Below are 20,413 nucleotides of genomic sequence, written 5' to 3'. Positions count from 1 at the left end.
CGCCAGATGACTAGTTGCCCAGCAACGTAGGATAAGCCGACATGTTCAGTAAGATTTGAAACAGCACGCGGACATCCATTACCCCCGGATATCCGCGCACCGGATTATCAGGCCTCGAGCAACGCGCGCAGCATCCACGCAGTCTTCTCGTGTACTTGCATGCGCTGGGTCAGCAGGTCGGCCGTCGGCTCGTCACTGACTTTGTCCAGCAACGGGAAGATGCCGCGAGCGGTGCGCGTGACCGCTTCCTGGCCGTCGACCAACTGCTTGATCATGTCCTCGGCACTTGGCACGCCGACTTCTTCTTTAATAGAGGAGAGACGTGCGTAAGTCGCGTAGGCACCCGGCGCCGGAAAACCCAGAGCGCGGATGCGCTCGGCGATCAGATCCACCGCCAGCGCCAGCTCGTTGTATTGCTCTTCGAACATCAGATGCAGGGTCCTGAACATGGGCCCGGTGACGTTCCAGTGGAAGTTATGGGTTTTCAGATACAGCACGTAGGTGTCCGACAGCAGGCGCGACAGCCCCTCGACGATGGACTTGCGGTCTTCTTCACTGATACCGATATCGATTGCCATGTTTACCCCCTAAGGCGATTGAATTCATCCAACAGGTGCAGCCCCACTCTAGCAAGACAGCCGCCACCTCGCAGCCGGCAATCTTCACTCGCCGTGCGACAAATCGACCGGGCCGGTGCCGCTGGCCGGGGTAATTTGAGTCGCTGCAGGCTTTGCTGTTAAATAGGCAGTGTGTCGCTAAGCCCCGTTTTTCGGGGGTGTCGCGCATAGGCTGATGCCGGGCACGTGTCCAACGCCTCTTTATTGTTCCGAAGCGAACCGTGCGCCTTCAGCTCTTCCTTGTGAGCCGTCATAACGTGAGCCAATCAAAATGTTGAAGATCGTCCACCTGCTAATGGGCGCAGCGGCCTTGCTGCTGTCGTTCATACCTAGCTTGAAATCCGAAGCCGTTCCTTACCTGCAACAACCCGATGCACTTTACCTGGCCTTTTTCGGCCTGCTGAACCTGGTCATCGCTCCAGTGATTCCTTACTGGAACAAAGGCCCGCGCCAGCATCTGCAAAATCTGGTCAGCGCTCTTCTCGTGCTGACTGTCGTCCTGCAAACCCTGACCCTGATCGCACCGATGCCAGTCATCGCCGGTCAACCTGCCGTGTTGTTCAGCCTGGTGATCGCCCTGGTTGCCGTGGTTGTGCATCTGGCTGTGAGCTTCTACAAATCTTCACCGGCTGCCGCACCTGTCAGCTATGACATGAGCAATCGTGATACCGGTACCGTCAAGTGGTTCAACACCTCCAAGGGCTTCGGCTTTATCTCCCGGGATTCCGGCGATGATATTTTCGTGCACTTTCGTGCAATCCGTGGCGAAGGCCACCGCGTACTGGTCGAAGGCCAGCGCGTGGAGTTCTCGGTGATGAACCGGGACAAAGGCCTGCAAGCCGAGGACGTGATCGCCGCCCTGCCGCGTCGCTGATCCAGGGTAATAAAAAACCGCGAGCAGCCAGGCTGATCGCGGTTTTTTTATGCCTGCACAAACGTGCCTGGCATCAGTAATGCGGCGGTGGCGCCTCTTCCTCGAAAGAGTCGAACTGCCCGACCATCTCTTCCTGACGCTTGAGCAAGGCGGCCATCTGCAGCTGCAGGCGCTCGATTACGCGCTGCTGCGCCACCAGCTCGTCGTTCAACGCCTGAATGGTGTCATCCTGAAAAGCCAGGCGGCTTTCCAGATCGGTAACGCGTTCTTCAAGGTTCATGGTTCAACTCTCCAGAAACGTGAAGTGTTCGGTCAGCACCAGACGCAACCGCTCACGAATGGCCGCTACCTGCTCGGCGCTGTAGGGCTTTGCCGGATGTTTGCCCCAGACTGGCGCCGGCCATGCCGCATCGTCACGTTTGCGCACGATCACATGCATGTGCAGTTGGCTGACGACGTTGCCTAGAGTTGCGACGTTCAGCTTGTCGGCGTCGAACAAGTCCTTGAGCAACTCGGCCAGCGCGGTGGTTTCCTGCCACAACTGCTGCTGGTCGGCGACATCCAACTGAAACAACTCGCTGATATCGTCGCGGCGTGGCACCAGGATGAACCACGGGTAATTGGCATCGTTGGACAACAGCAGCCGGCAGAGCGGGAAGTCGCCGATGGTCAGGGTGTCCTGTTGAAGTCGTGAATCTAAAGCAAACACTGCATGCACTCCCGGCTGATCTACACAATTCAGCTTAGCGGCCATCCCGACGGGCGACGCACCAAGCGACAGGCAGGCAGCATACCTGCGAATGCGCCGGGGTTCACGAAGCCAGCCCACTCAGGCCCTTGCAAGAGGCATTCATACGGACCGTGCACCATCACAGCGCCAGGTTTGCCCTCGAGCACGAACAAATGCCCGAGACGCCCAGATCAACCCGACAGCCGAGTGACCACACACTGTATGAATCCGGTACAGCCTGTAAATTTTTTGCACCAAAAGCGCACAGTGCGTCTACGCTCAGTGCGTCGGGCATCCGCCAAATACTCACTTATGGGGTGAACCGGTAACGTTTTTGGTTGTCACGCCACCCTTCGAACGTGACAACACGATGTAAAGGTATGCGTCAAGCCCCTGATACAAAAGGGCTTGAACCCCCGTTTTTGTGAGGTTTTTACGGCTACAGGCGGGTGTTCAGAAAAATAAACGCGGCAACCCTGCACTTTGTGCACGCTTGTTGCATTGAGACACACATGGTCTATAAGCGCAGCACGTGAAGTGGCAGCTTAGACCAACCAAATACGGTGGCAGGGTTGCCCCAATGGAGATTCAAGTGTTTTGCCAGGGACTCTTTTTTACCGATGCAAAAAGGCCCAGAAACAGCGATAAAGTTGTCAGCCCGGCTGCATGGGTAATGTGAATTTGCGACATCGACCAAGCTATTTGCGACCTCGTCGTAAAGAACATGAAAGGTTGTATGTGCAAGTATCGCCAACAATGTCGGCGTGATATAAGTTTGCGCCGACACAAAAAGAAAGAGCCGCCCAGATAATAAAACAGGTGGGACGGCAGTACTCTTCTAAAACCAAAGGAGCAAATCACGATGCGCGTGATGAAGTGGAGCACAATCGCACTGGCAGTTGCAGCAGCAGCCAGTACTCAGTTGGCTACGGCCGCCCCGTTTGTAGATGACCAGGCAGAAGCCAAAGGTTTTGTTGAAGGCGCGAAACTCACCGAGACGTTGAAGAACTACTACTTCAACCGCGACAACAAGAACGGTGGCCACGACCAGAAAGACTGGACCCAGGGCTTTCTTGGTAACTTCACTTCCGGTTACACCCAAGGCACTGTAGGCGTCGGTATCGATGCATTCGGTTACCTGGCGGTCAAACTGGATGGCGGTGATGGTACTTCCGGCACCGGTAACATGAGCCGTAGCGACACCGTCAAGGCCAACGGTTATGCCCACGACGTTAACGACAGCCAAGGCAAAGCCGGCGCTGCCGTTAAATTCCGCATCTCCAAAACCGAGCTGAAATTTGGCGACATGCAGCCAAGCACCGCTCCGGTATTCGCTGTTGGCGGCTCCCGTATCCTTCCGCAAACTGCCACTGGCTTCCAGTTGCAGAGCAGCGAAGTCAAAGATCTGGACCTCGAAGCGGGTCACTTCTACTCGGCTACCAGCCAGGACAAAAACGCACGTGAAGGCGGCCTTTACGCCACCTACGCGGGTGTTGAAGCCAAAAACATCGACTACTTCGGTGGCAAATACGGCATCACTGACAACCTGACTGCATCGCTGTACGGCGCCAAGCTGGAAGACATCTGGAATCAGTACTACGCCAACGTGAACCTCACTACCCCGTTTGGTGGTGACACTTCGCTGAACACCGACTTCAACATCTACCGCACCACCGACACCGGCAGCGCCAAAGCGGGCGACATCAGCAACACCGCCTTCTCGCTGGCAACCGCCCTGTCGTTCCTGAAGGCACACACCTTCACCCTGGCCTTCCAGAAGGTCAACGGCGACACCCCGTTCGACTACATCGGCGTGGGCAAGAACAACCGTGGTGGCGACTCGATCTTCCTCGCCAACTCCATCCAGTACTCCGACTTCAACGGTGCTGGCGAGAAATCCCTGCAAGCCCGTTACGACCTGAAAATGGCCGAGTACGGCGTTCCTGGCCTGAGCTTCATGGTTCGTTACGTTAAAGGTTGGGATATCGACGGTACCCACACTCCAGCGGGTAGCGCTTACGCCGGCCTGTACGGCGAAGACGGTAAACACCACGAAACCAACTTCGAAGCCAAGTACGTTGTTCAGTCTGGCCCAGCGAAAGATCTGTCCTTCCGCATCCGTCAAGCCTGGCACGTTGCTAACGCTGACGAAGGCGAAGGCGACGTTAAAGAGTTCCGCCTGATCACCGAATACCCACTGAACATCCTGTAATTGTCAGTGGTTAGTTTCGAAGCATAAAAAAAGGCCCATCTACGGATGGGCCTTTTTATTGCCTGTCACTTGTAATAAATGCCTGACCAGCAAGTCAGGCATTTAATTAGCAACCTATCATTGTGTTGCCGATTCCTGAACCACACGAATTACGCGCTGTGGAAACGGAATATCAATACCGGCAGTCTTTAAACGATCACGCGACTGTTCGTTAAACATGAACATCACATCCCAATAGTCTGCAGTTTTAACCCAGACTCGCAGGGAAACCGTGATCGAACTGTCACCCAATGTCGAAATGACCGCTTGTGGCGCAGGGTCCTGCAACACGCGCTCATCCTTGGCCAGATCCAGCAGCACTTGACGGGCCTTCTGCAGATCCGCTTCGTAATCCACACCCACGTCGAACACCACTTTGCGGGTTGGCTGACGGTTGGTGTTGGTGATGATGCCGTTCGACAGATTGCCGTTCGGCACGATGATGGTCTTGTTGTCGCCGGTACGCAGCACGGTGTGGAAAATCTGGATGCTGTCGACCGTACCCGCCACGCCTTGCGCTTCGATCCAGTCACCGATACGGAATGGACGGAACAGCAAAATCAACACGCCGCCGGCGAAGTTCGCCAGGCTGCCTTGCAACGCCAGACCGATGGCCAGGCCGGCAGCACCGATCGCAGCCACGAACGAGGTGGTTTCCACGCCGATCATCGAGGCGACGCTGACGATCAGCAACACCTTGAGGATGATGTTCGCCAGGCTGCTGATGAAGCCTTGCAGCGCCAGGTCAGCATTGCGCAGGGCCAGCAGACCGCCGAGTTTTTGCGTGACCTTGTTGATCAGCCACCAGCCGATGGCCAGGGTAATCACCGCCAGCAGCACGCGGCTGCCGTATTCCATGATCATCGGAATCCACGCCTGGGACGCCTTGACCAGGTTGTCTACCTCAGCATTCAAATCCATCATCCATCTCCTGATGTCCGGCTACCCGGGCTGTAAAAAATCAGCGGCAGAAACCGCCAGGTATACATAAAACAATGTGGGAGCGAGCTTGCTCGCGAAGGCGGTGTGCCAGTCAACTCATGGCTGAATGACATACCGCTTTCGCGAGCAAGCTCGCTCCCACAGATCATCTGACCGGACTTAGTCGCGGAAGTTGTTGAACTGCAGCGGCATGCCGAATTCCTTGGCGCGCAGGGCCGCGATGGCTTCCTGCAGGTCATCGCGCTTCTTGCCGGTCACACGTACCTGCTCGCCCTGGATGGCGGCCTGCACCTTGAGCTTGGCGTCCTTGATGTGCGCGACAATCTTCTTCGCCAGTTCCTTGTCGATGCCTTCCTTGAGAATGGCGTCCTGCTTCATCAGCTTGCCCGAAGCGTAAGCATCTTTGACTTCAAGGCACTGCACATCGATCTTGCGCTTGGTCAGAGCCAGCTTCAGGATCTCGATCATCGCTTCCAGCTGGAACCCGGCTTCAGCGGTCAGGTTGACGGTCAGGTCCTTTTCCTTGAACTCGAAGCTGCCCTTGCCTTTCAGGTCATAGCGACGATCGAGTTCCTTCACGGCGTTCTCGACCGCGTTGGTCAGCTCGTGTTTGTCCAGTTCGGATACCACGTCGAACGACGGCATGTAATCTCTCCAATAAAAAGGCGCGCTCGATGAGGATGGAGCGCGCTTGGCTTGCGGTTAAAATCCGGCTCATTATAACGGGTCTTTTCCCACCGATACGGCGAGCCTTGCATGCCAGTACCTTACCGAGTGAAAAACTGATGTCCACCCCCTGGCACGTTCTCGGCGCCGGCAGCCTCGGCACCCTGTGGGCCACGCGTCTGGCGCGGGCCGGTCTGCCGGTGCGGCTGATCGTGCGGGATGCCGAGCGTTTGCGCAGCTATCAGGCGGCGGGCGGTCTGACGCTGGTCGAACACGGCGCAGCCACTACATATACCGTCCCCGCGCAAACGGCGGACGATCCAGAGCCGATCCGCCGCCTGCTGGTCGCCTGCAAGGCCTATGACGCCGAAAGCGCCGTCGCCCGCCTCGCCCCGCGCCTGAGCGCAGATGCCGAGCTGGTCCTGCTGCAAAACGGCCTCGGCAGTCAGGACGCGGTCGCAGCGGTGGTGCCGCAGGCACGCTGCATCAGCGCCTCCAGCACCGAAGGCGCGTTCCGCGACGGCGACTGGCGCGTGGTGTTTGCCGGCCACGGTTTCACCTGGCTGGGTGATGCCGGCCATCCGGTGGCGCCGATCTGGCTGGACGACCTGCAAGCGGCGAACATCCCCCACGAATGGAGCGCCGACATCCTCACCCGGCTGTGGCGCAAACTGGCGCTCAATTGCGCGATCAATCCACTGACCGTGCTCCACGATTGCCGTAACGGCGGGCTGAAACAGCATCAATGCGAAGTCGCCACGCTGTGCGCAGAACTTGCCGAATTGCTGGAGCGTTGCGGTCAACCGGCGGCGGCGCTCGATCTGCAACAGGAAGTCGAACGGGTGATCCACGCCACAGCGGCCAATTACTCGTCGATGTATCAGGACGTGGCCAACCAGCGCCGCACCGAAATCAGCTATCTGCTGGGCCACGCCTGCAAAGTCGCCAGCCGTCATCAACTGAATCTGCCGCACCTCAAGCAATTGCAGCAACGGTTGGTCGGCCATCTGCGCAGCCTTGGATTGCCCAGCGACTGAGCAGCGGCTACGCTGCCCACTTGTTCCTTTGCTGCGATAAACCTGATGCCATTGCGCCAGCGCCTTGAAAACCTGCCGGTCGGCCAGAAACTGCTGGCCGCCCTGCTGGTGTTGTTGACCACCGTCCTGCTGGTCGCCAACCTGACCTTTATCAGCGCCGCCTATTACATCTCCCAGGAAAGCATGGCGCCGCAGGCCCTGCAGACCATCGGCCGACTGATCTCCAACCCGAGCCTGGTCGCGCAAGCCCTCGAGTCGCCACAAAGCGCCGAACGCCTGCTCAAGGAACTCGACAGCTATTCGCCGTTGCGCGCGGCGGCGCTGTATGACGGCAAGGGTGACCGCATCGCCCAGGTGCAGCGTGGCGACAAGCTCAATCTGCCGGAACGCTATCGGCACGTCGAAGCCTGGCAACTGACCGAGTTTCGCAGCAACCAGTTGATCACCCTGCCCCGCCCCGGCACCGCGCCGGGGCATCTGCTGCTGGTGGCCAGCAGTGAACTGCCGATGGCGTTCTACACCGGCACCCTGACTGCCAGTCTCGGCATCCTGATTTTCAGTGTGCTGCTGTGGCTGGTGATTGCACGGCAGATCAAACGCCTGATCACCCGGCCGATCCATGAGCTGGAAGAGCTGTCGCGTCAGGTCACTCGCGAAGAGAACTATGCCCTGCGCGCCTCACGCGGCAACCACGATGAAATCGGCAGTCTTGCCGAGGCGTTCAACACCATGCTCTCGCGTATCGAGGCCCGCGAACAACAGCTCAAGCGCGCCCGCGATGACTCGCAGGCCGCTTACGATCAGGCGCAGGGCCTGGCCGAAGAAACCCGCCACACCAACCGCAAGCTGGAGCTGGAGGTCCAGGTGCGGAGCAAGATCGAGAAGAAGCTCACCGGATTCCAGAACTACCTCAACAGCATCATCGACTCCATGCCCTCGGCGCTGATCGCCCTCGACGAGCAGCTCTACGTGACCCAGTGGAACCAGGAGGCCAGCGCCCTCTCCGGGACGCGCCTGGATGAAGCGCTGAACCAGCCGATCTTCCTCGCCTTCGAACCGCTCAAGCCGTTTCTGCCGCAACTCAAACAGACCGTGGAAGAGCACACGGTGGCGAAAATCGAGCGAGTGACCTGGTTCAAGGATGACGAACCCAAGCATTACGCCCTGACCTTTTACCCGCTGATGGGCGGTGCCGGGCGTGGTGTGGTGATCCGCATCGACGACATCACCCAGCGCCTGTCGCTGGAAGAAATGATGGTGCAGTCGGAGAAAATGCTCTCGGTCGGTGGCCTCGCTGCCGGCATGGCCCATGAGATCAACAACCCGCTCGGCGCGATCCTGCACAACGTGCAGAACATTCGTCGGCGGCTGTCGGCGGATCTGCCGAAGAACCTCGAAACCGCCGAGCAGCTCGGCATCGGACTGGACACGGTCAACCGCTACCTGCAAAGCCGTGAAGTGCCGAAACTGCTCGACGGCATCCAGCAGGCCGGCGCGCGCGCGGCAAAAATCGTCACCCACATGCTCAGTTTCAGCCGCCGCAGCACCCGGCAAATGGCCCCGTGCGATCTGCCCGCGTTGATCGATCAGGCGGTGGAAATTGCTGGCAACGACTTCGATCTGGCGATCGGTTTCGACTTCAAAGGCCAGGCGATCATCCGCCAGTTCGATCCGGCGCTCGGCCCGGTGCCGGGCACCGCCAACGAACTGGAACAAGTGCTGCTCAACCTGTTGAAAAACGCCGCGCAAGCCATTCACCAGCGCGAGGACGACAGCGAGCCGGGGCGGATCATCCTGCGCACCAAGCTCAATCCGCCATGGGCCGAGATCCAGGTCGAGGACAACGGCATCGGCATGAGCGAGAACGTGCGCAAACGTACTTTCGAGCCGTTCTTCACCACCAAGGAAATCGGCCAGGGCACAGGGCTGGGGCTGTCGGTGTCGTACTTCATCATCACCAATAACCATAAAGGCCAGATGGAAGTGCAGTCGGCGCCCGGTCAGGGCACCTGCTTTACCCTGCGCCTGCCGCTGGCACAACCGGCAGCCATCGCTGCCGAAACCAATCAACTACCGAGGTAACCCATGGGCTTTCGCTTGTCGAAGATTTACACCCGCACCGGCGACAAAGGCGAAACCGGCCTGGGCGATGGCCGCCGCGTACCCAAGGATCACCCGCGGATCGAAGCGATTGGCGAAGTCGACACGCTGAACAGTCAGGTCGGTGTGCTGCTGGCCGGATTGATCGCCGAACGTGAGGCATTCCCGGGTTTGAATGAACTGATCGACGTGCTCGCGCCTTGCCAGCATCGCCTGTTTGACCTCGGCGGTGAACTGGCGATGCCGCAATATCAGGCGCTGAATGCGGCGGAAATCGAGCGCCTGGAAGCGGCGATCGATGTGTGGAACGAGGAATTGGGGCCGCTGGAGAATTTCATCCTGCCCGGCGGTTCGATGTTGATTGCCCAGGCCCATGTGTGCCGCAGTCTGGCGCGCAGTGCCGAGCGACGCTGTCAGCATTTGAATGCAATTGAGCCATTGGCCGGGGTTGGCCTGGCGTATATCAATCGGCTGTCGGATCTGTTGTTCGTGGCCGCAAGGTTGATTGCGCGGCGGCAGGGGATTGCGGAGATTTTGTGGCAGCCGGCGGTGAAGCCTTCAGATAAGTAGCGCCTGACAGGACGCCATCGCGAGCAGGCTCACTCCTACAGTTGATCGCATTCCATCAGGTAAAACACGGTTAATTGTAGGAGTGAGCCTGCTCGCGATGAGGCCGCTAGCCGTTAAACAGAATCCGGCCAGAACGCCCGAATCCCCGCCACACCCTGAGCCCCGACACCCCAAGCCTTCTCGCGCTCCGCCGGGCCAACCCCGCCGAGCAAGAACACCGGTTTGCCAAAGCCCTCGATCAACGCCGCAGCCTGCTCCCAGCCCAACGGTTGTGCGTCCGGGTGGGTCAAGGTCGGCTGTACCGGCGACAGGGTGACGAAATCCACGCCCATCTGCTCGGCCAGCGCCAGTTCTTCAGCGTTGTGGCACGAAGCCGCCAACCAGCGCTCCGCCGGCAGCGGCCGCCCCGCTGCGGCGTATTTGCGCAGTTGCGCGGCAGTGATATGCCAGCCGGCAGACGGGAAGTCGCCGAGCCATTCGAACGGGCCCTTGATCATCAACTGCGCCTTGCCGGCACACAGACCGGCTGCATCCACCGCCAGATCGCGGTATTTGGGGTCGTAGCCGTTGGGCGCACGCAGCTGGATCAGTTTGATCCCGCCGGCAATCGCCTTCTGAATGCCGCGCAGCAAGGCCGGGGCTTCCAGATCTTCCGGAGTGATCAAGTATTCAGCGGGCAGGCGTGCGGCGGCGACGATTGGCTGGTTGGCGGCCGGAAACTCGTAGCCGGTCAGTTCTTTCGCGCTGACCCAGGCCAGTGGCTGACCTTCGGCGCCGTGGGGTTCACCGCTGAAGCTTGAGACTTCCCAGACATCCAGCAACACCTGCTTGTCCGGGTAGTCGTGGCGAACCTTGATCAGTGGACGAGCGGCGCCCACGACGATGCCCAATTCTTCCTGAAGCTCGCGAGCCAGGGCGCTTTCGACGGATTCGTCAGCCTCGACCTTGCCGCCGGGAAACTCCCACAAGCCGCCCTGATGCTGGGTGTCGGCACGGCGGGCGATGAGGATTTTGCCGCTGTCGTCCCGAATGACGGCAGCCGCGACGTGTACGCGTTTCACGGATTCAACTCCTCCAGTCCAGCCTTTTGCCACGCCTTGAAGGCGGGCCATTGGTAGATGGTTTCAACATAGGCCTGATCAACCGCCGGCAACTGCACCTGGTAGGTCCGCAGGCGCACGGCAATCGGGGCGAAGAACGCATCAGCCAGACTCACCCGGCCAAACAGATACGGCCCAGGCTCTGTGGCAGCAGCACGGCATTCAGCCCACAGCGCGAGCACGCGCTCGATATCGACCTTCACTTCCGGCGGCACCGGGTTCAGCGGTGCGTCGTGGCTCAGGTTGAACGGCATGTGATTGCGCATGGCGAAAAAGCCGCTGTGCATCTGCGCGCACGCAGAACGGGCCTGGGCGCGAGCGTAAACATCGCTCGGCCAGAGCTGTTCGGACGGAAACTGCTCGGCCAGGTATTCGGCGATCGCCAGAGAGTCGGCGATGGTGCCACGAGAGGTTTGCAGCAACGGCACCTTGGCGGTCGGCGAATGCTTGAGCAGCTTCTCGCGGGTGTCGGGCTTGCCGAGCTTGATCAGTTCTTCGCTGTAGGGTGCGCCGGTCAGCTCGACGGCCAGTGCGGCACGCAGCGACCAGGAAGAAAGCAGTTTGTCGCCGATGATCAGGTGCAGGGACATGGTGTGGCGCCTTTTCGTCAGTGGAAAGCTTCAAGACTTGTAGTGACCGGGCCGATGCTTTCGCGGGCGAGCCCGCTCCCACAGTAGTTTCGGTCGTGCACAAATGTCGTGTAGACCACAGAACCCTGTGGGAGCGGGCTTGCCCGCGAAGAGGCCGGCACATTCAACATTGATGTTGCCTGACACAACGCCATCGCGAGCAGACTCACTCCTACAGTAGATGAGTGAACGACACGGATCCCTGTAGGAGTGAGCCTGCTCGCGATGGCGGCGACTCGGTCTCAGGTTGGATCAGGTCCGGTATTCGGCGTTGATCTTCACGTATTCATGCGACAGGTCGGTGGTCCAGATGGTTTCGCTGCAATCGCCACGGCCCAGCTCGATGCGGATGGTGATCTCTTCCTGCTGCATCACCGCCGAACCCTGTGCCTCAGTGTAGGTCGCTGCGCGTGCGCCACGGCTGGCGATGCACACGTCACCGAGGAACACGTCGATCTTGCTTACATCCAGATCCGGCACGCCGGCACGGCCGACAGCGGCCAGAATGCGGCCCCAGTTCGGGTCGGAGGCGAACAGCGCGGTCTTGATCAGCGGCGAGTGGGCCACGGTGTAACCGACATCCAGGCATTCCTGATGATTGCCGCCGCCGTTGACCTCAACGGTGACGAACTTGGTCGCGCCTTCGCCGTCACGCACGATGGCCTGGGCCACGTCCATGCACACCTCGAACACCGCTTGCTTCAACTTGTTGAACAACTCGCCTTCGGCACGGGTGATTTCCGGCAGTGCAGCCTTGCCGGTGGCAATCAGCATGCAGCAGTCGTTGGTCGAGGTGTCGCCGTCGATGGTAATGCGGTTGAACGACTTGTTCGCACCGTCGAGCATCAGGTTGTGCAGCACGTCGCGGGAGACTTTGGCGTCGGTAGCGATGTAGCCAAGCATGGTCGCCATGTTCGGGCGAATCATGCCTGCGCCTTTGCTGATGCCGGTGACGGTGATGGTCACGCCGTCATGCTCGAACTGACGGCTGGCACCCTTGGGCAGGGTGTCGGTGGTCATGATGCCGGTGGCGGCGGCTTCCCAGTTGTTTTCCGACAGATCATCCAGTGCGGCCTGCAGCGCGCCTTCGATCTTCTCGACCGGCAGCGGCTCACCGATCACGCCGGTGGAGTACGGCAGGATCTGGCTGGCATCGACACCTGTCAGCTCGGCCAGTCTGGCGGTGGTGCGCTCGGCAGCCGCCAGGCCCGGCTCTCCGGTACCGGCGTTGGCGTTGCCGGTGTTGGTCAGCAGGTAGCGCACGTCGTTCTGCACACGTTTTTTCGCCAGGATCACCGGCGCGGCACAAAAGGCGTTCAACGTGAACACACCGGCCACGGTCGAACCTTCGGCACAGCGCATCACTACTACATCCTTGCGCCCGGGGCGCTTGATGCCGGCCGAGGCGATACCGAGTTCAAAACCGGCAACCGGGTGCAACGTTGGCAAAGGACCAAGACCAACAGCCATGAATGCGCTCCTTACTCAATGATGTCAGCACCGCTCTCTTGCTGTTTTCGACAGAAGGGCGGTGGATTGAATGGCAAAACGCCGCGACGGCAGGAGCCGGTCGCGGCGCGGGTATTTCAGCGATTGAAACGGGGTTTACTGGATCTGCCCGTGGCAATGCTTGAATTTCTTGCCCGAACCGCAGTAGCACAGTTCGTTGCGGCCCAGCTTCTGCTCGTTGCGTACCGGCGCGGTGGCGAGGGCGACATCGACCTCTTCACCCAACACTTCCGGTTGCTCCAGACCAGGGGCCTCGGCGTGTTCGAACTGCATGCGGGCGGCCAGTGCTTCGGCCTCCTGACGCAGACGTTGCTCTTCGGCTTCCGGATCTTCGCGGCGCACCTGAACGTGCGACAGCACACGGATCGAGTCGCGCTTGATCGAATCCAGCAGCTCGGAGAACAGCGTGAACGACTCGCGCTTGTATTCCTGCTTCGGGTTCTTCTGGGCGTAGCCACGCAGGTGGATGCCGTGACGCAGGTGATCCATGGTCGACAGGTGGTCTTTCCACAGGTCGTCCAGCACGCGCAGAACGATTTGTTTCTCGAACGAGCGCAGTGCTTCGGCACCGGCCTGATCTTCTTTCTCGTTGTACGCCGCCATCAGCTCGACCATCAGCTTCTCGCGCAGCGTCTCTTCGTACAGGTGATCGTCCTCGTCGAGCCATTGCTGGATCGGCAGTTTCACCCCGAAGTCGCTTTCCAGCGAAGCTTCCAGACCGGCCACGTCCCACTGCTCCGGCAGCGATTGCGGCGGAATGTGTGCGCTGACGGTGGCGTTGAGCACGTCCTGACGGAAGTCGGCGATGGTTTCACCGATGTTGTCGGCGGCCAGCAACGTGTTACGCATGTGATAGATCACTTTACGCTGTTCGTTGTTGACGTCATCGAATTCAAGCAACTGCTTGCGGATGTCAAAGTTGCGACCTTCAACCTTGCGCTGCGCCTTCTCGATCGCATTGGTCACCATGCGGTGCTCGATCGCTTCGCCAGGCTGCATGCCCAGGGCTTTCATGAAGTTCTTCACCCGGTCAGAGGCGAAGATGCGCATCAGGCTGTCTTCCAGCGACAGGTAGAAGCGGCTGGAACCGGCATCACCCTGACGACCGGCACGGCCACGCAGCTGGTTGTCGATACGACGCGATTCGTGACGCTCGGAGGCGATCACCTGCAGACCGCCGGACTCCAGCACCTGCTGGTGACGCTTCTGCCAGTCGGCCTTGATCTGGGCGATCTGCTCGGGGCTAGGGTTTTCCAGCGCCGCGACTTCCACTTCCCAGTTACCGCCCAACAGGATGTCGGTACCACGACCGGCCATGTTGGTGGCGATGGTCAGGGCGCCCGGACGACCGGCTTGCGCGATGATCTCGGCTTCTTTTTCGTGGAACTTGGCGTTGAGTACCTTGTGCTCGATGCCTTCCTTGTTGAGCAGGTTGGACACATGCTCGGAAGTTTCGATGGTCGCGGTACCCACCAGGATCGGACGACCCTGGGCCATGCCTTCCTTGATGTCGTTGATGATCGCCGCGTATTTCTCTTCGGCGGTCAGGAACACCAGGTCGTTGAAATCTTTACGCGCCAACGGCTTGTTCGGCGGAATGACCATGACCTGCAAGCCATAGATCTGGTGGAATTCGAACGCTTCGGTGTCGGCGGTACCGGTCATGCCGGACAGCTTGGTGTACAGACGGAAGTAGTTCTGGAACGTGGTCGATGCCAGGGTCTGGCTCTCGGCCTGAATGTTCAGACCTTCCTTGGCTTCGATGGCCTGGTGCAGGCCTTCGGACAGACGACGACCCGGCATGGTACGACCGGTGTGTTCGTCGACCAGTACGACCTGACCGTCCTGCACGATGTATTCGACGTTGCGGTGGAACAGCTTGTGCGCACGCAGACCCGAATAGACGTGGGTCAGCAGGCCCAGATTATGCGCCGAGTACAGGCTCTCGCCTTCAGCCAGCAGGCCGACACCGGTGAGCATTTCTTCGATGTACTGGTGACCGGCTTCGTTGAGTTCGACCTGACGGGTCTTCTCGTCGATGGTGTAGTGACCAGCCTTGGTGACCTGGCCTTCGACTTCTTCGACGTGCAATTCCAGCTGCGGGATCAACTTGTTGATCTCCATGTACAGCTTGGAACTGTCCTCGGCCTGACCGGAAATGATCAGCGGGGTACGGGCTTCGTCGATGAGGATGGAGTCGACTTCGTCGATCACGGCAAAATTGAGTTCGCGCTGGAATTTCTCTTCCATGCTGAACGCCATGTTGTCGCGCAGGTAGTCGAAACCGAATTCGTTGTTGGTGCCGTAGGTGATGTCGGCAGCGTAGGCGGCGCGCTTCTCTTCCGGCGGCTGGAACGGCGTCACGACGCCGACGGTCAGGCCGAGGAATTCATAAAGCGGGCGCATCCAGTTGGCGTCACGGCGGGCCAGGTAGTCGTTCACGGTTACAACGTGCACGCCCTTGCCGGACAGCGCGTTGAGGTAAACGCCCAGGGTCGCCACGAGGGTTTTACCCTCACCGGTACGCATTTCGGCAATCATGCCTTCATGCAAGGTCATGCCGCCGATCAACTGGACGTCGAAGTGGCGCATGCCCATGACGCGCTTGCCGGCTTCACGGGCGACCGCGAAGGCTTCAGGCAACAGCTTGTCGAGGGATTCCCCTTTGGCGATACGGGCCTTGAACTCATTGGTCTTGGCGCGCAACTGATCGTCCGAAAGGGCCACCATTTGCTCTTCGAAGGCATTGACGAGCTGCACCGTCTTGAGCATGCGTTTGACTTCACGCTCGTTCTTGCTTCCAAAAAGTTTCTTTAACAAAGGCGCAAACATATCGGCAGGATCTTCCACACTAAAGGGATGGAGGGCGGCCCCGTGAGTCGCCCGTGCAGCCCTCATGGCCGCATGCGAACGAGCATTCTACCCGGAAACGGTGGTGAGGAAAGTGGCGATATTCCACGATGCTGGCACTGCGCTTTGACGGGGCTCACTTAAAATAAGGGCGTTTTGCTCAACTTCAACCCATCAAGGCAAGAAGTTAGTTGTTGATTTAATGGGTAAAGCAGGGACAAAAGCAATGGGCGAGTGGTTCCGTTGCTTTCTGCTACCATGGCGCCTCTGTTACTTCAGGTGTTCGATCATGGCATTTCGCCCCCTTACAGCCAGAGCGCCCGCCGTTCTGCTACGCGAAGCCAAACCGCTCAAAGCCATTCTTGGCCATGCCCAACGCCTCGCTCATCTGCAACGCCTGCTTGAAAGCCAACTGCAACCCGCCGCCCGCGCACACTGTCATGTGGCCAAGTGGCGTGAAGGTGAACTGTCGCTGGTGGTCACCGACGGCCATTGGGCTACACGCCTGCGCTACCAGCAAAAACGCCTGCAACGGCAACTGCAGCTGTTCGAAGAGTTCGCCAACCTGACGCGAATCAAGTTCAGCGTGCGACCACCGATCATCCAGCCTGGGGCTGCCGGGCACACGATGGACCTGTCGAGCGATGCGGCGGCGACCATTCAGTCCACGGCCGACGGGATCAGCGATCCTGGCCTGCGCGCGGCGCTTGAACGACTGGCGGCGCACGCTAAAGACAAGGCCTGAAGCAAAAGCAAAAGATCGCAGCCTGCGGCAGCTCCTACAGTTGGAACACATTTCCCCTGTAGGAGCTGCCGCAGGCTGCGATCTTTGCTTTTAGCGGCGTTTGCTGCCGCCGAGCAACGAACCCATCAGCCCGCGCACCAGTTGTTTGCCCAGATTGTTCGCCGCCTGGCGCATCGCCGATTTCAAGGCCTGCCCCGCCGCCGTGCCCAGAAACTCTCCGGCACGATCAGCCAGGCTCGGCTCTTCGGCTGCCGGCTTACCCGCTGGCGTATCTGCCTCCGGCGCCAGATCCTTGCGGCCCATGAGGATTTCGTACGCGGATTCGCGGTCGATCGGTTTGTCATATCGGCCCTTGAACGGCGACCCGGCAATCAGCATTGTGCGTTCGGTTTCGCTCAGCGGCCCGATCCGCGACTGCGGTGGCGCCACCAGCACCCGCTGGACCATCTCCGGCGTGCCTTTTTCCTGCAGCGTCCCGACCAGTGCTTCGCCGATACCCAATTCCGTCAGCACCGACAAGGTGTCGAATGCCGGATTCGGCCGGAAGCCATCGGCCACCGCGCGCAGGGACTTCTGCTCCTTGGCGGTGAACGCACGCAAACCGTGCTGGATGCGCAGACCGAGTTGCGCCAGCACGTTATCCGGCAAATCCCCCGGTGACTGGGTGACGAAATACACGCCGACACCTTTCGAGCGAATCAGCCGCACCACCTGCTCCAGACGCTCCTGCAGCGCCTTGGGCGTATCGCCGAAGAGCAAATGCGCTTCATCGAAGAACAACGCCAGCAGCGGCTTGTCGGCATCGCCGCGCTCCGGCAACTGCTCGAACAGCTCGGCCAGCAGCCACAGCAGGAGCGTCGCGTAGACCTTTGGAGCCTCGTGCACCAGACGGCTGGCATCGAGCAAATGAATCCGTCCACGGCCATCGGCGGCCGGTTGCAGAATGTCTTCGAGTTGCAGCGCCGGTTCGCCGAACAAGGCTTCAGCGCCCTGCTGTTCCAGGGTCGCCAGCCGGCGCAACAGTGCCTGACTGGAACCGGTGGTCATCAGCGCCGCGTCTTCGCCCAGCAACTGCGGGTTGTCCTTGAGGTGATTGAGCAGCGCCTTGAGGTCTTTCAGATCCAGCAGCAACAGGCCTTCGCGATCCGCCACTTTAAAGGCTGCGTACAGCGCCGACTGCTGGCTGTCGGTCAGTTCCAGCAGGCTGCCGATCAGCAACGGGCCCATTTCACTCAAGGTGGTACGCAACGGATGACCGGATTCACCGTGAATGTCCCACAGCGTCACCGGATAAGCCTGCGGCTTGTAATCGAGCCAGGGCATCCCGGCGATACGCTCGGCGACCTTGCCCTGCGGATTGCCGGCGGCACCGAGGCCGCACAGATCGCCCTTGATGTCGGCGGCGAACACCGCGACCCCGGCGTCACTGAATGCTTCGGCAAGGCGTTGCAAAGTCACGGTCTTGCCGGTCCCGGTCGCACCGGCGATCAGCCCGTGGCGGTTAGCCAGGCGCATGGCCTGAGCAATCGGTTGCCCCGCCAGATCGGCGCCGATAACGAGTTGCGATGTGTCAGGCATTTTGTCACCTATGGTTAATCTTTAATCCGCTGTGGCCGATAGCTAAGGCGAGAACCGACTGAAAAGTCGGTCGGACATTTCCCTAAGGAGAGTCGGAAATATCAGTTTGTTTCACCCTTGCCCATATTGCGCGTCTTTATAAAAGCACGCCCAGGACATTAAGACCTTAGCGGAACCCCAAGCCATGAACAAAAACCTGCGCTTCAGCCATAAAATTTTGCTTGCCGCCGCCCTCATCGTCATCGCCGCTTTCGCCTCGTTTACGCTGTACAACGACTGGCTGCAACGCAACGCGATCCGCGATGACCTGAACAACTATCTCAACGAGATGGGCGAAGTCACCGCCGACAACATCCAGACCTGGCTCAACGGGCGCATTCTGCTGGTCGAGAACGCCGCCCAGAACATCGCCATCAACCCGGAACCGGCCAACGTCGCCAGCCTGCTGGAACAGAAATCCCTAACCTCGACGTTCATGGCCACTTACCTGGGCGATGCCACCGGTCACTTCACCATCCGCCCGGACGTGAAGATGCCTGACGGCTTCGATCCACGGGTGCGCCCTTGGTATAAAGGGGCCGAGAGCAGCAGCGCCTCGACCCTGACCGAACCGTACATCGACGCCGCCACCGGGCAGTTGATCATCTCGATCGCCACCGCCTCGAAAAAGGCCGGCCAGAGCGTCGGCGTGGTGGGCGGCGACCTGAGCCTGCAAACCCTGGTCGACACCCTCACCGCCCGGGACTTCTCCGGCATGGGCTACGCCTTCCTGGTCAGCGCCGACGGCAAGATCCTCGTGCACCCGGACAAGGCACTGGTGATGAAATCACTGAAAGAAGCCTATCCGCAGGACACTCCGCGCATCAGCAGCGACTTCAGTGAAATCAGCGTCGATGGCAAGACGCGCATCGTCAGCTTCACCCCGATCAAAGGCCTGCCGTCGGTCAATTGGTACATCGGCCTGTCGGTGGACAAAGACAAAGCCTTCTCGATGCTCAGTGAGTTCCGCACCTCGGCGGTGATTGCCACGGTGATTGCGGTGGTGATCATCATTGCCTTGCTGGGCATGCTGATTCGCCTGCTGATCCAGCCGCTGCACGTCATGACCCGCGCCATGGAAGACATCGCCGATGGCGAAGGCGATCTGACCAAGCGCCTGACCATCGTCAATAACGATGAGTTTGGCGTGCTGGGTACCGCCTTCAACCGTTTCGTCGAGCGTATTCACGGCTCGATCCGTGAAGTGTCGTCGGCCACCGGGCAGGTCAACGAGGTCGCGTTGCGCGTGGTCGCCGCGTCCAACTCGTCGATGTACAACTCCGACCAGCAAGCCTCACGCACCAGCAGCGTCGCCGCCGCGATCAATCAACTGGGCGCCGCCGCCCAGGAAATCGCCCGCAACGCCGCGCAAGCCTCGAACCAGGCCAGCGACGCCCGTGGTCTGGCCGAAGACGGCCAGCAAGTGGTGGATCGCAGCATCAAGGCGATGAATCAACTGTCGAGCATGCTCAGCGCCTCCAGCACCAACATCGAGTCGCTGAACAGCAAAACCGTGAACATCGGGCAGATCCTCGAAGTGATCACCAGCATCTCCCAGCAGACCAACCTGCTGGCACTCAACGCCGCGATCGAAGCGGCGCGGGCCGGTGAAGCCGGACGCGGTTTTGCCGTGGTCGCCGACGAAGTGCGTAACCTGGCGCACCGCACTCAGGAATCGGCGCAGCAGGTGCAGACCATGATCGAGGAGCTGCAAGTCGGCGCCCGTGAATCGGTGAGCACCATGAGCGACAGTCAGCGCCACAGCCAGGACAGCGTGGAAATCGCCAACCTCGCCGGCGAACGCCTGAACAGCGTGACCCAGCGTATCGGCGAAATCGACGGGATGAACCAGTCGGTGGCGACCGCGACCGAGGAGCAGACCGCAGTGGTGGAATCCATCAACGTCGACATCACCGAAATCAACACGCTGAACCAGGAAGGCGTCGAGAACCTGCAGGCGACGTTGCGCGCCTGTTCGGATCTGGAGCAGCAGGCTTCGCGCCTGAAGCAACTGGTTGGCAGCTTCCGCATCTAGGGCGCTGAGCCTGGCCTCTTCGCGAGCAAGCTCGCTCCCACATTTTATCTGTGTCGTTTGCAGATCCCTGTGGGAGCGAGCTTGCTCGCGAAGGCGTCCTGTCAAACACCACAACACCTCGCAAAAAACCCCACCGTGTAT

Annotated in this window: 17 protein-coding genes and 1 pseudogene; 8 read left to right on the top strand and 10 right to left on the bottom strand. The window is 59.8% G+C overall.

Annotation, left to right across the window (positions count from 1 at the left end; translation table 11 throughout):
- Window positions 1-107: 107 nt before the first annotated feature.
- The gene (locus tag ACIP8I_RS21555) at window positions 108-578 is read right to left on the bottom strand and encodes a Dps family protein (protein WP_007912745.1); all 471 of its coding nucleotides are present in this window, start codon (window positions 576-578) and stop codon (window positions 108-110) included.
- Between the two features lie 310 nt (window positions 579-888).
- Between ACIP8I_RS21555 and ACIP8I_RS21550 the strand changes: the two genes are divergently transcribed.
- Complete coding sequence (locus ACIP8I_RS21550) at window positions 889-1,491, top strand: cold-shock protein (protein WP_003227539.1); 603 nt, start codon at window positions 889-891, stop codon at window positions 1,489-1,491.
- Between the two features lie 73 nt (window positions 1,492-1,564).
- Here the strand turns inward: ACIP8I_RS21550 and ACIP8I_RS21545 are convergent, their stop codons facing one another.
- Together ACIP8I_RS21545 and ACIP8I_RS21540 are read right to left on the bottom strand one after the other, a co-directional pair.
- The gene (locus ACIP8I_RS21545) at window positions 1,565-1,771 is read right to left on the bottom strand and encodes a SlyX family protein (protein WP_007962092.1); all 207 of its coding nucleotides are present in this window, start codon (window positions 1,769-1,771) and stop codon (window positions 1,565-1,567) included.
- Window positions 1,772-1,774: 3 nt separating this feature from the next.
- On the bottom strand, window positions 1,775-2,200 hold the full coding sequence (locus ACIP8I_RS21540) for an HIT domain-containing protein (protein WP_400763788.1): 426 nt from the start codon (window positions 2,198-2,200) through the stop codon (window positions 1,775-1,777).
- Window positions 2,201-3,083: 883 nt separating this feature from the next.
- Here ACIP8I_RS21540 and ACIP8I_RS21535 point away from each other — a divergent pair.
- Window positions 3,084-4,433, top strand: coding sequence for an OprD family porin (locus ACIP8I_RS21535; protein ID WP_400763786.1), 1,350 nt, complete (start codon window positions 3,084-3,086; stop codon window positions 4,431-4,433).
- 117 nt (window positions 4,434-4,550) lie between these two features.
- Here the strand turns inward: ACIP8I_RS21535 and ACIP8I_RS21530 are convergent, their stop codons facing one another.
- Together ACIP8I_RS21530 and ACIP8I_RS21525 are read right to left on the bottom strand one after the other, a co-directional pair.
- Entirely contained in the window at window positions 4,551-5,393 is an 843-nt protein-coding gene (locus tag ACIP8I_RS21530) for a mechanosensitive ion channel family protein (RefSeq protein ID WP_007912753.1), read from the bottom strand.
- A gap of 180 nt (window positions 5,394-5,573) precedes the next feature.
- The gene (locus ACIP8I_RS21525) at window positions 5,574-6,059 is read right to left on the bottom strand and encodes a YajQ family cyclic di-GMP-binding protein (protein WP_003227548.1); all 486 of its coding nucleotides are present in this window, start codon (window positions 6,057-6,059) and stop codon (window positions 5,574-5,576) included.
- 140 nt (window positions 6,060-6,199) lie between these two features.
- Between ACIP8I_RS21525 and ACIP8I_RS21520 the strand changes: the two genes are divergently transcribed.
- Genes ACIP8I_RS21520 through ACIP8I_RS21510 form a run of 3 tightly spaced genes read left to right on the top strand, consistent with a single transcriptional unit; the run spans window position 6,200 to window position 9,787 of the window.
- Entirely contained in the window at window positions 6,200-7,117 is a 918-nt protein-coding gene (locus tag ACIP8I_RS21520; protein ID WP_400763783.1) for a putative 2-dehydropantoate 2-reductase, read from the top strand.
- Window positions 7,118-7,162: 45 nt separating this feature from the next.
- Window positions 7,163-9,199 (top strand): ATP-binding protein, encoded by a 2,037-nt coding sequence (locus ACIP8I_RS21515; RefSeq protein WP_400763781.1) that lies wholly within the window; start codon window positions 7,163-7,165, stop codon window positions 9,197-9,199.
- A gap of 3 nt (window positions 9,200-9,202) precedes the next feature.
- Window positions 9,203-9,787 carry a cob(I)yrinic acid a,c-diamide adenosyltransferase gene (locus ACIP8I_RS21510; RefSeq protein WP_400763778.1) on the top strand — a complete coding sequence of 195 codons (585 nt, stop codon included), beginning with the start codon at window positions 9,203-9,205 and terminating at the stop codon, window positions 9,785-9,787.
- A gap of 113 nt (window positions 9,788-9,900) precedes the next feature.
- Here ACIP8I_RS21510 and ACIP8I_RS21505 read toward each other — a convergent pair whose 3' ends face one another.
- The 4 genes from ACIP8I_RS21505 to secA all read right to left on the bottom strand — a co-directional run bounded on the left by ACIP8I_RS21505 (window position 9,901) and on the right by secA (window position 15,857).
- Complete coding sequence (locus ACIP8I_RS21505; protein WP_400763776.1) at window positions 9,901-10,848, bottom strand: Nudix family hydrolase; 948 nt, start codon at window positions 10,846-10,848, stop codon at window positions 9,901-9,903.
- Window positions 10,845-11,477, bottom strand: coding sequence for a glutathione S-transferase family protein (locus tag ACIP8I_RS21500; RefSeq protein WP_007962082.1), 633 nt, complete (start codon window positions 11,475-11,477; stop codon window positions 10,845-10,847). The genes ACIP8I_RS21505 and ACIP8I_RS21500 overlap by 4 nt, the downstream gene beginning before the upstream one ends.
- Before the next feature lie 291 nt (window positions 11,478-11,768).
- A complete protein-coding gene (gene argJ / locus ACIP8I_RS21495; protein ID WP_400763773.1) occupies window positions 11,769-12,986 on the bottom strand; it encodes a bifunctional glutamate N-acetyltransferase/amino-acid acetyltransferase ArgJ in 1,218 nt (405 codons plus the stop codon).
- Window positions 12,987-13,121: 135 nt separating this feature from the next.
- A complete protein-coding gene (secA, locus tag ACIP8I_RS21490; protein ID WP_007962079.1) occupies window positions 13,122-15,857 on the bottom strand; it encodes a preprotein translocase subunit SecA in 2,736 nt (911 codons plus the stop codon).
- 307 nt (window positions 15,858-16,164) lie between these two features.
- Here secA and ACIP8I_RS21485 point away from each other — a divergent pair, with 307 nt between their 5' ends.
- Window positions 16,165-16,620 (top strand): DUF721 domain-containing protein, encoded by a 456-nt coding sequence (locus ACIP8I_RS21485; protein ID WP_400763770.1) that lies wholly within the window; start codon window positions 16,165-16,167, stop codon window positions 16,618-16,620.
- A gap of 90 nt (window positions 16,621-16,710) precedes the next feature.
- Here the strand turns inward: ACIP8I_RS21485 and ACIP8I_RS21480 are convergent, their stop codons facing one another.
- Entirely contained in the window at window positions 16,711-18,198 is a 1,488-nt protein-coding gene (locus ACIP8I_RS21480; protein WP_400763767.1) for a helicase HerA-like domain-containing protein, read from the bottom strand.
- Between the two features lie 184 nt (window positions 18,199-18,382).
- Between ACIP8I_RS21480 and ACIP8I_RS21475 the strand changes: the two are divergent.
- Window positions 18,383-19,414 (top strand): annotated as a pseudogene (locus tag ACIP8I_RS21475) (cache domain-containing protein); the annotation flags it as partial.
- Between the two features lie 93 nt (window positions 19,415-19,507).
- Window positions 19,508-20,272, top strand: a complete 765-nt coding sequence (locus ACIP8I_RS21470; protein ID WP_371859049.1) for a methyl-accepting chemotaxis protein — start codon at window positions 19,508-19,510, stop codon at window positions 20,270-20,272.
- Window positions 20,273-20,413: the final 141 nt, after the last annotated feature.

It is taken from the genome of Pseudomonas sp. NPDC088414 (genome assembly GCF_044753325.1).
GTDB lineage: Bacteria > Pseudomonadota > Gammaproteobacteria > Pseudomonadales > Pseudomonadaceae > Aquipseudomonas.
The sequence above is the reverse complement of the archived record's forward strand: the minus strand, read 5'-3'. Positions and strand labels throughout refer to the sequence as shown.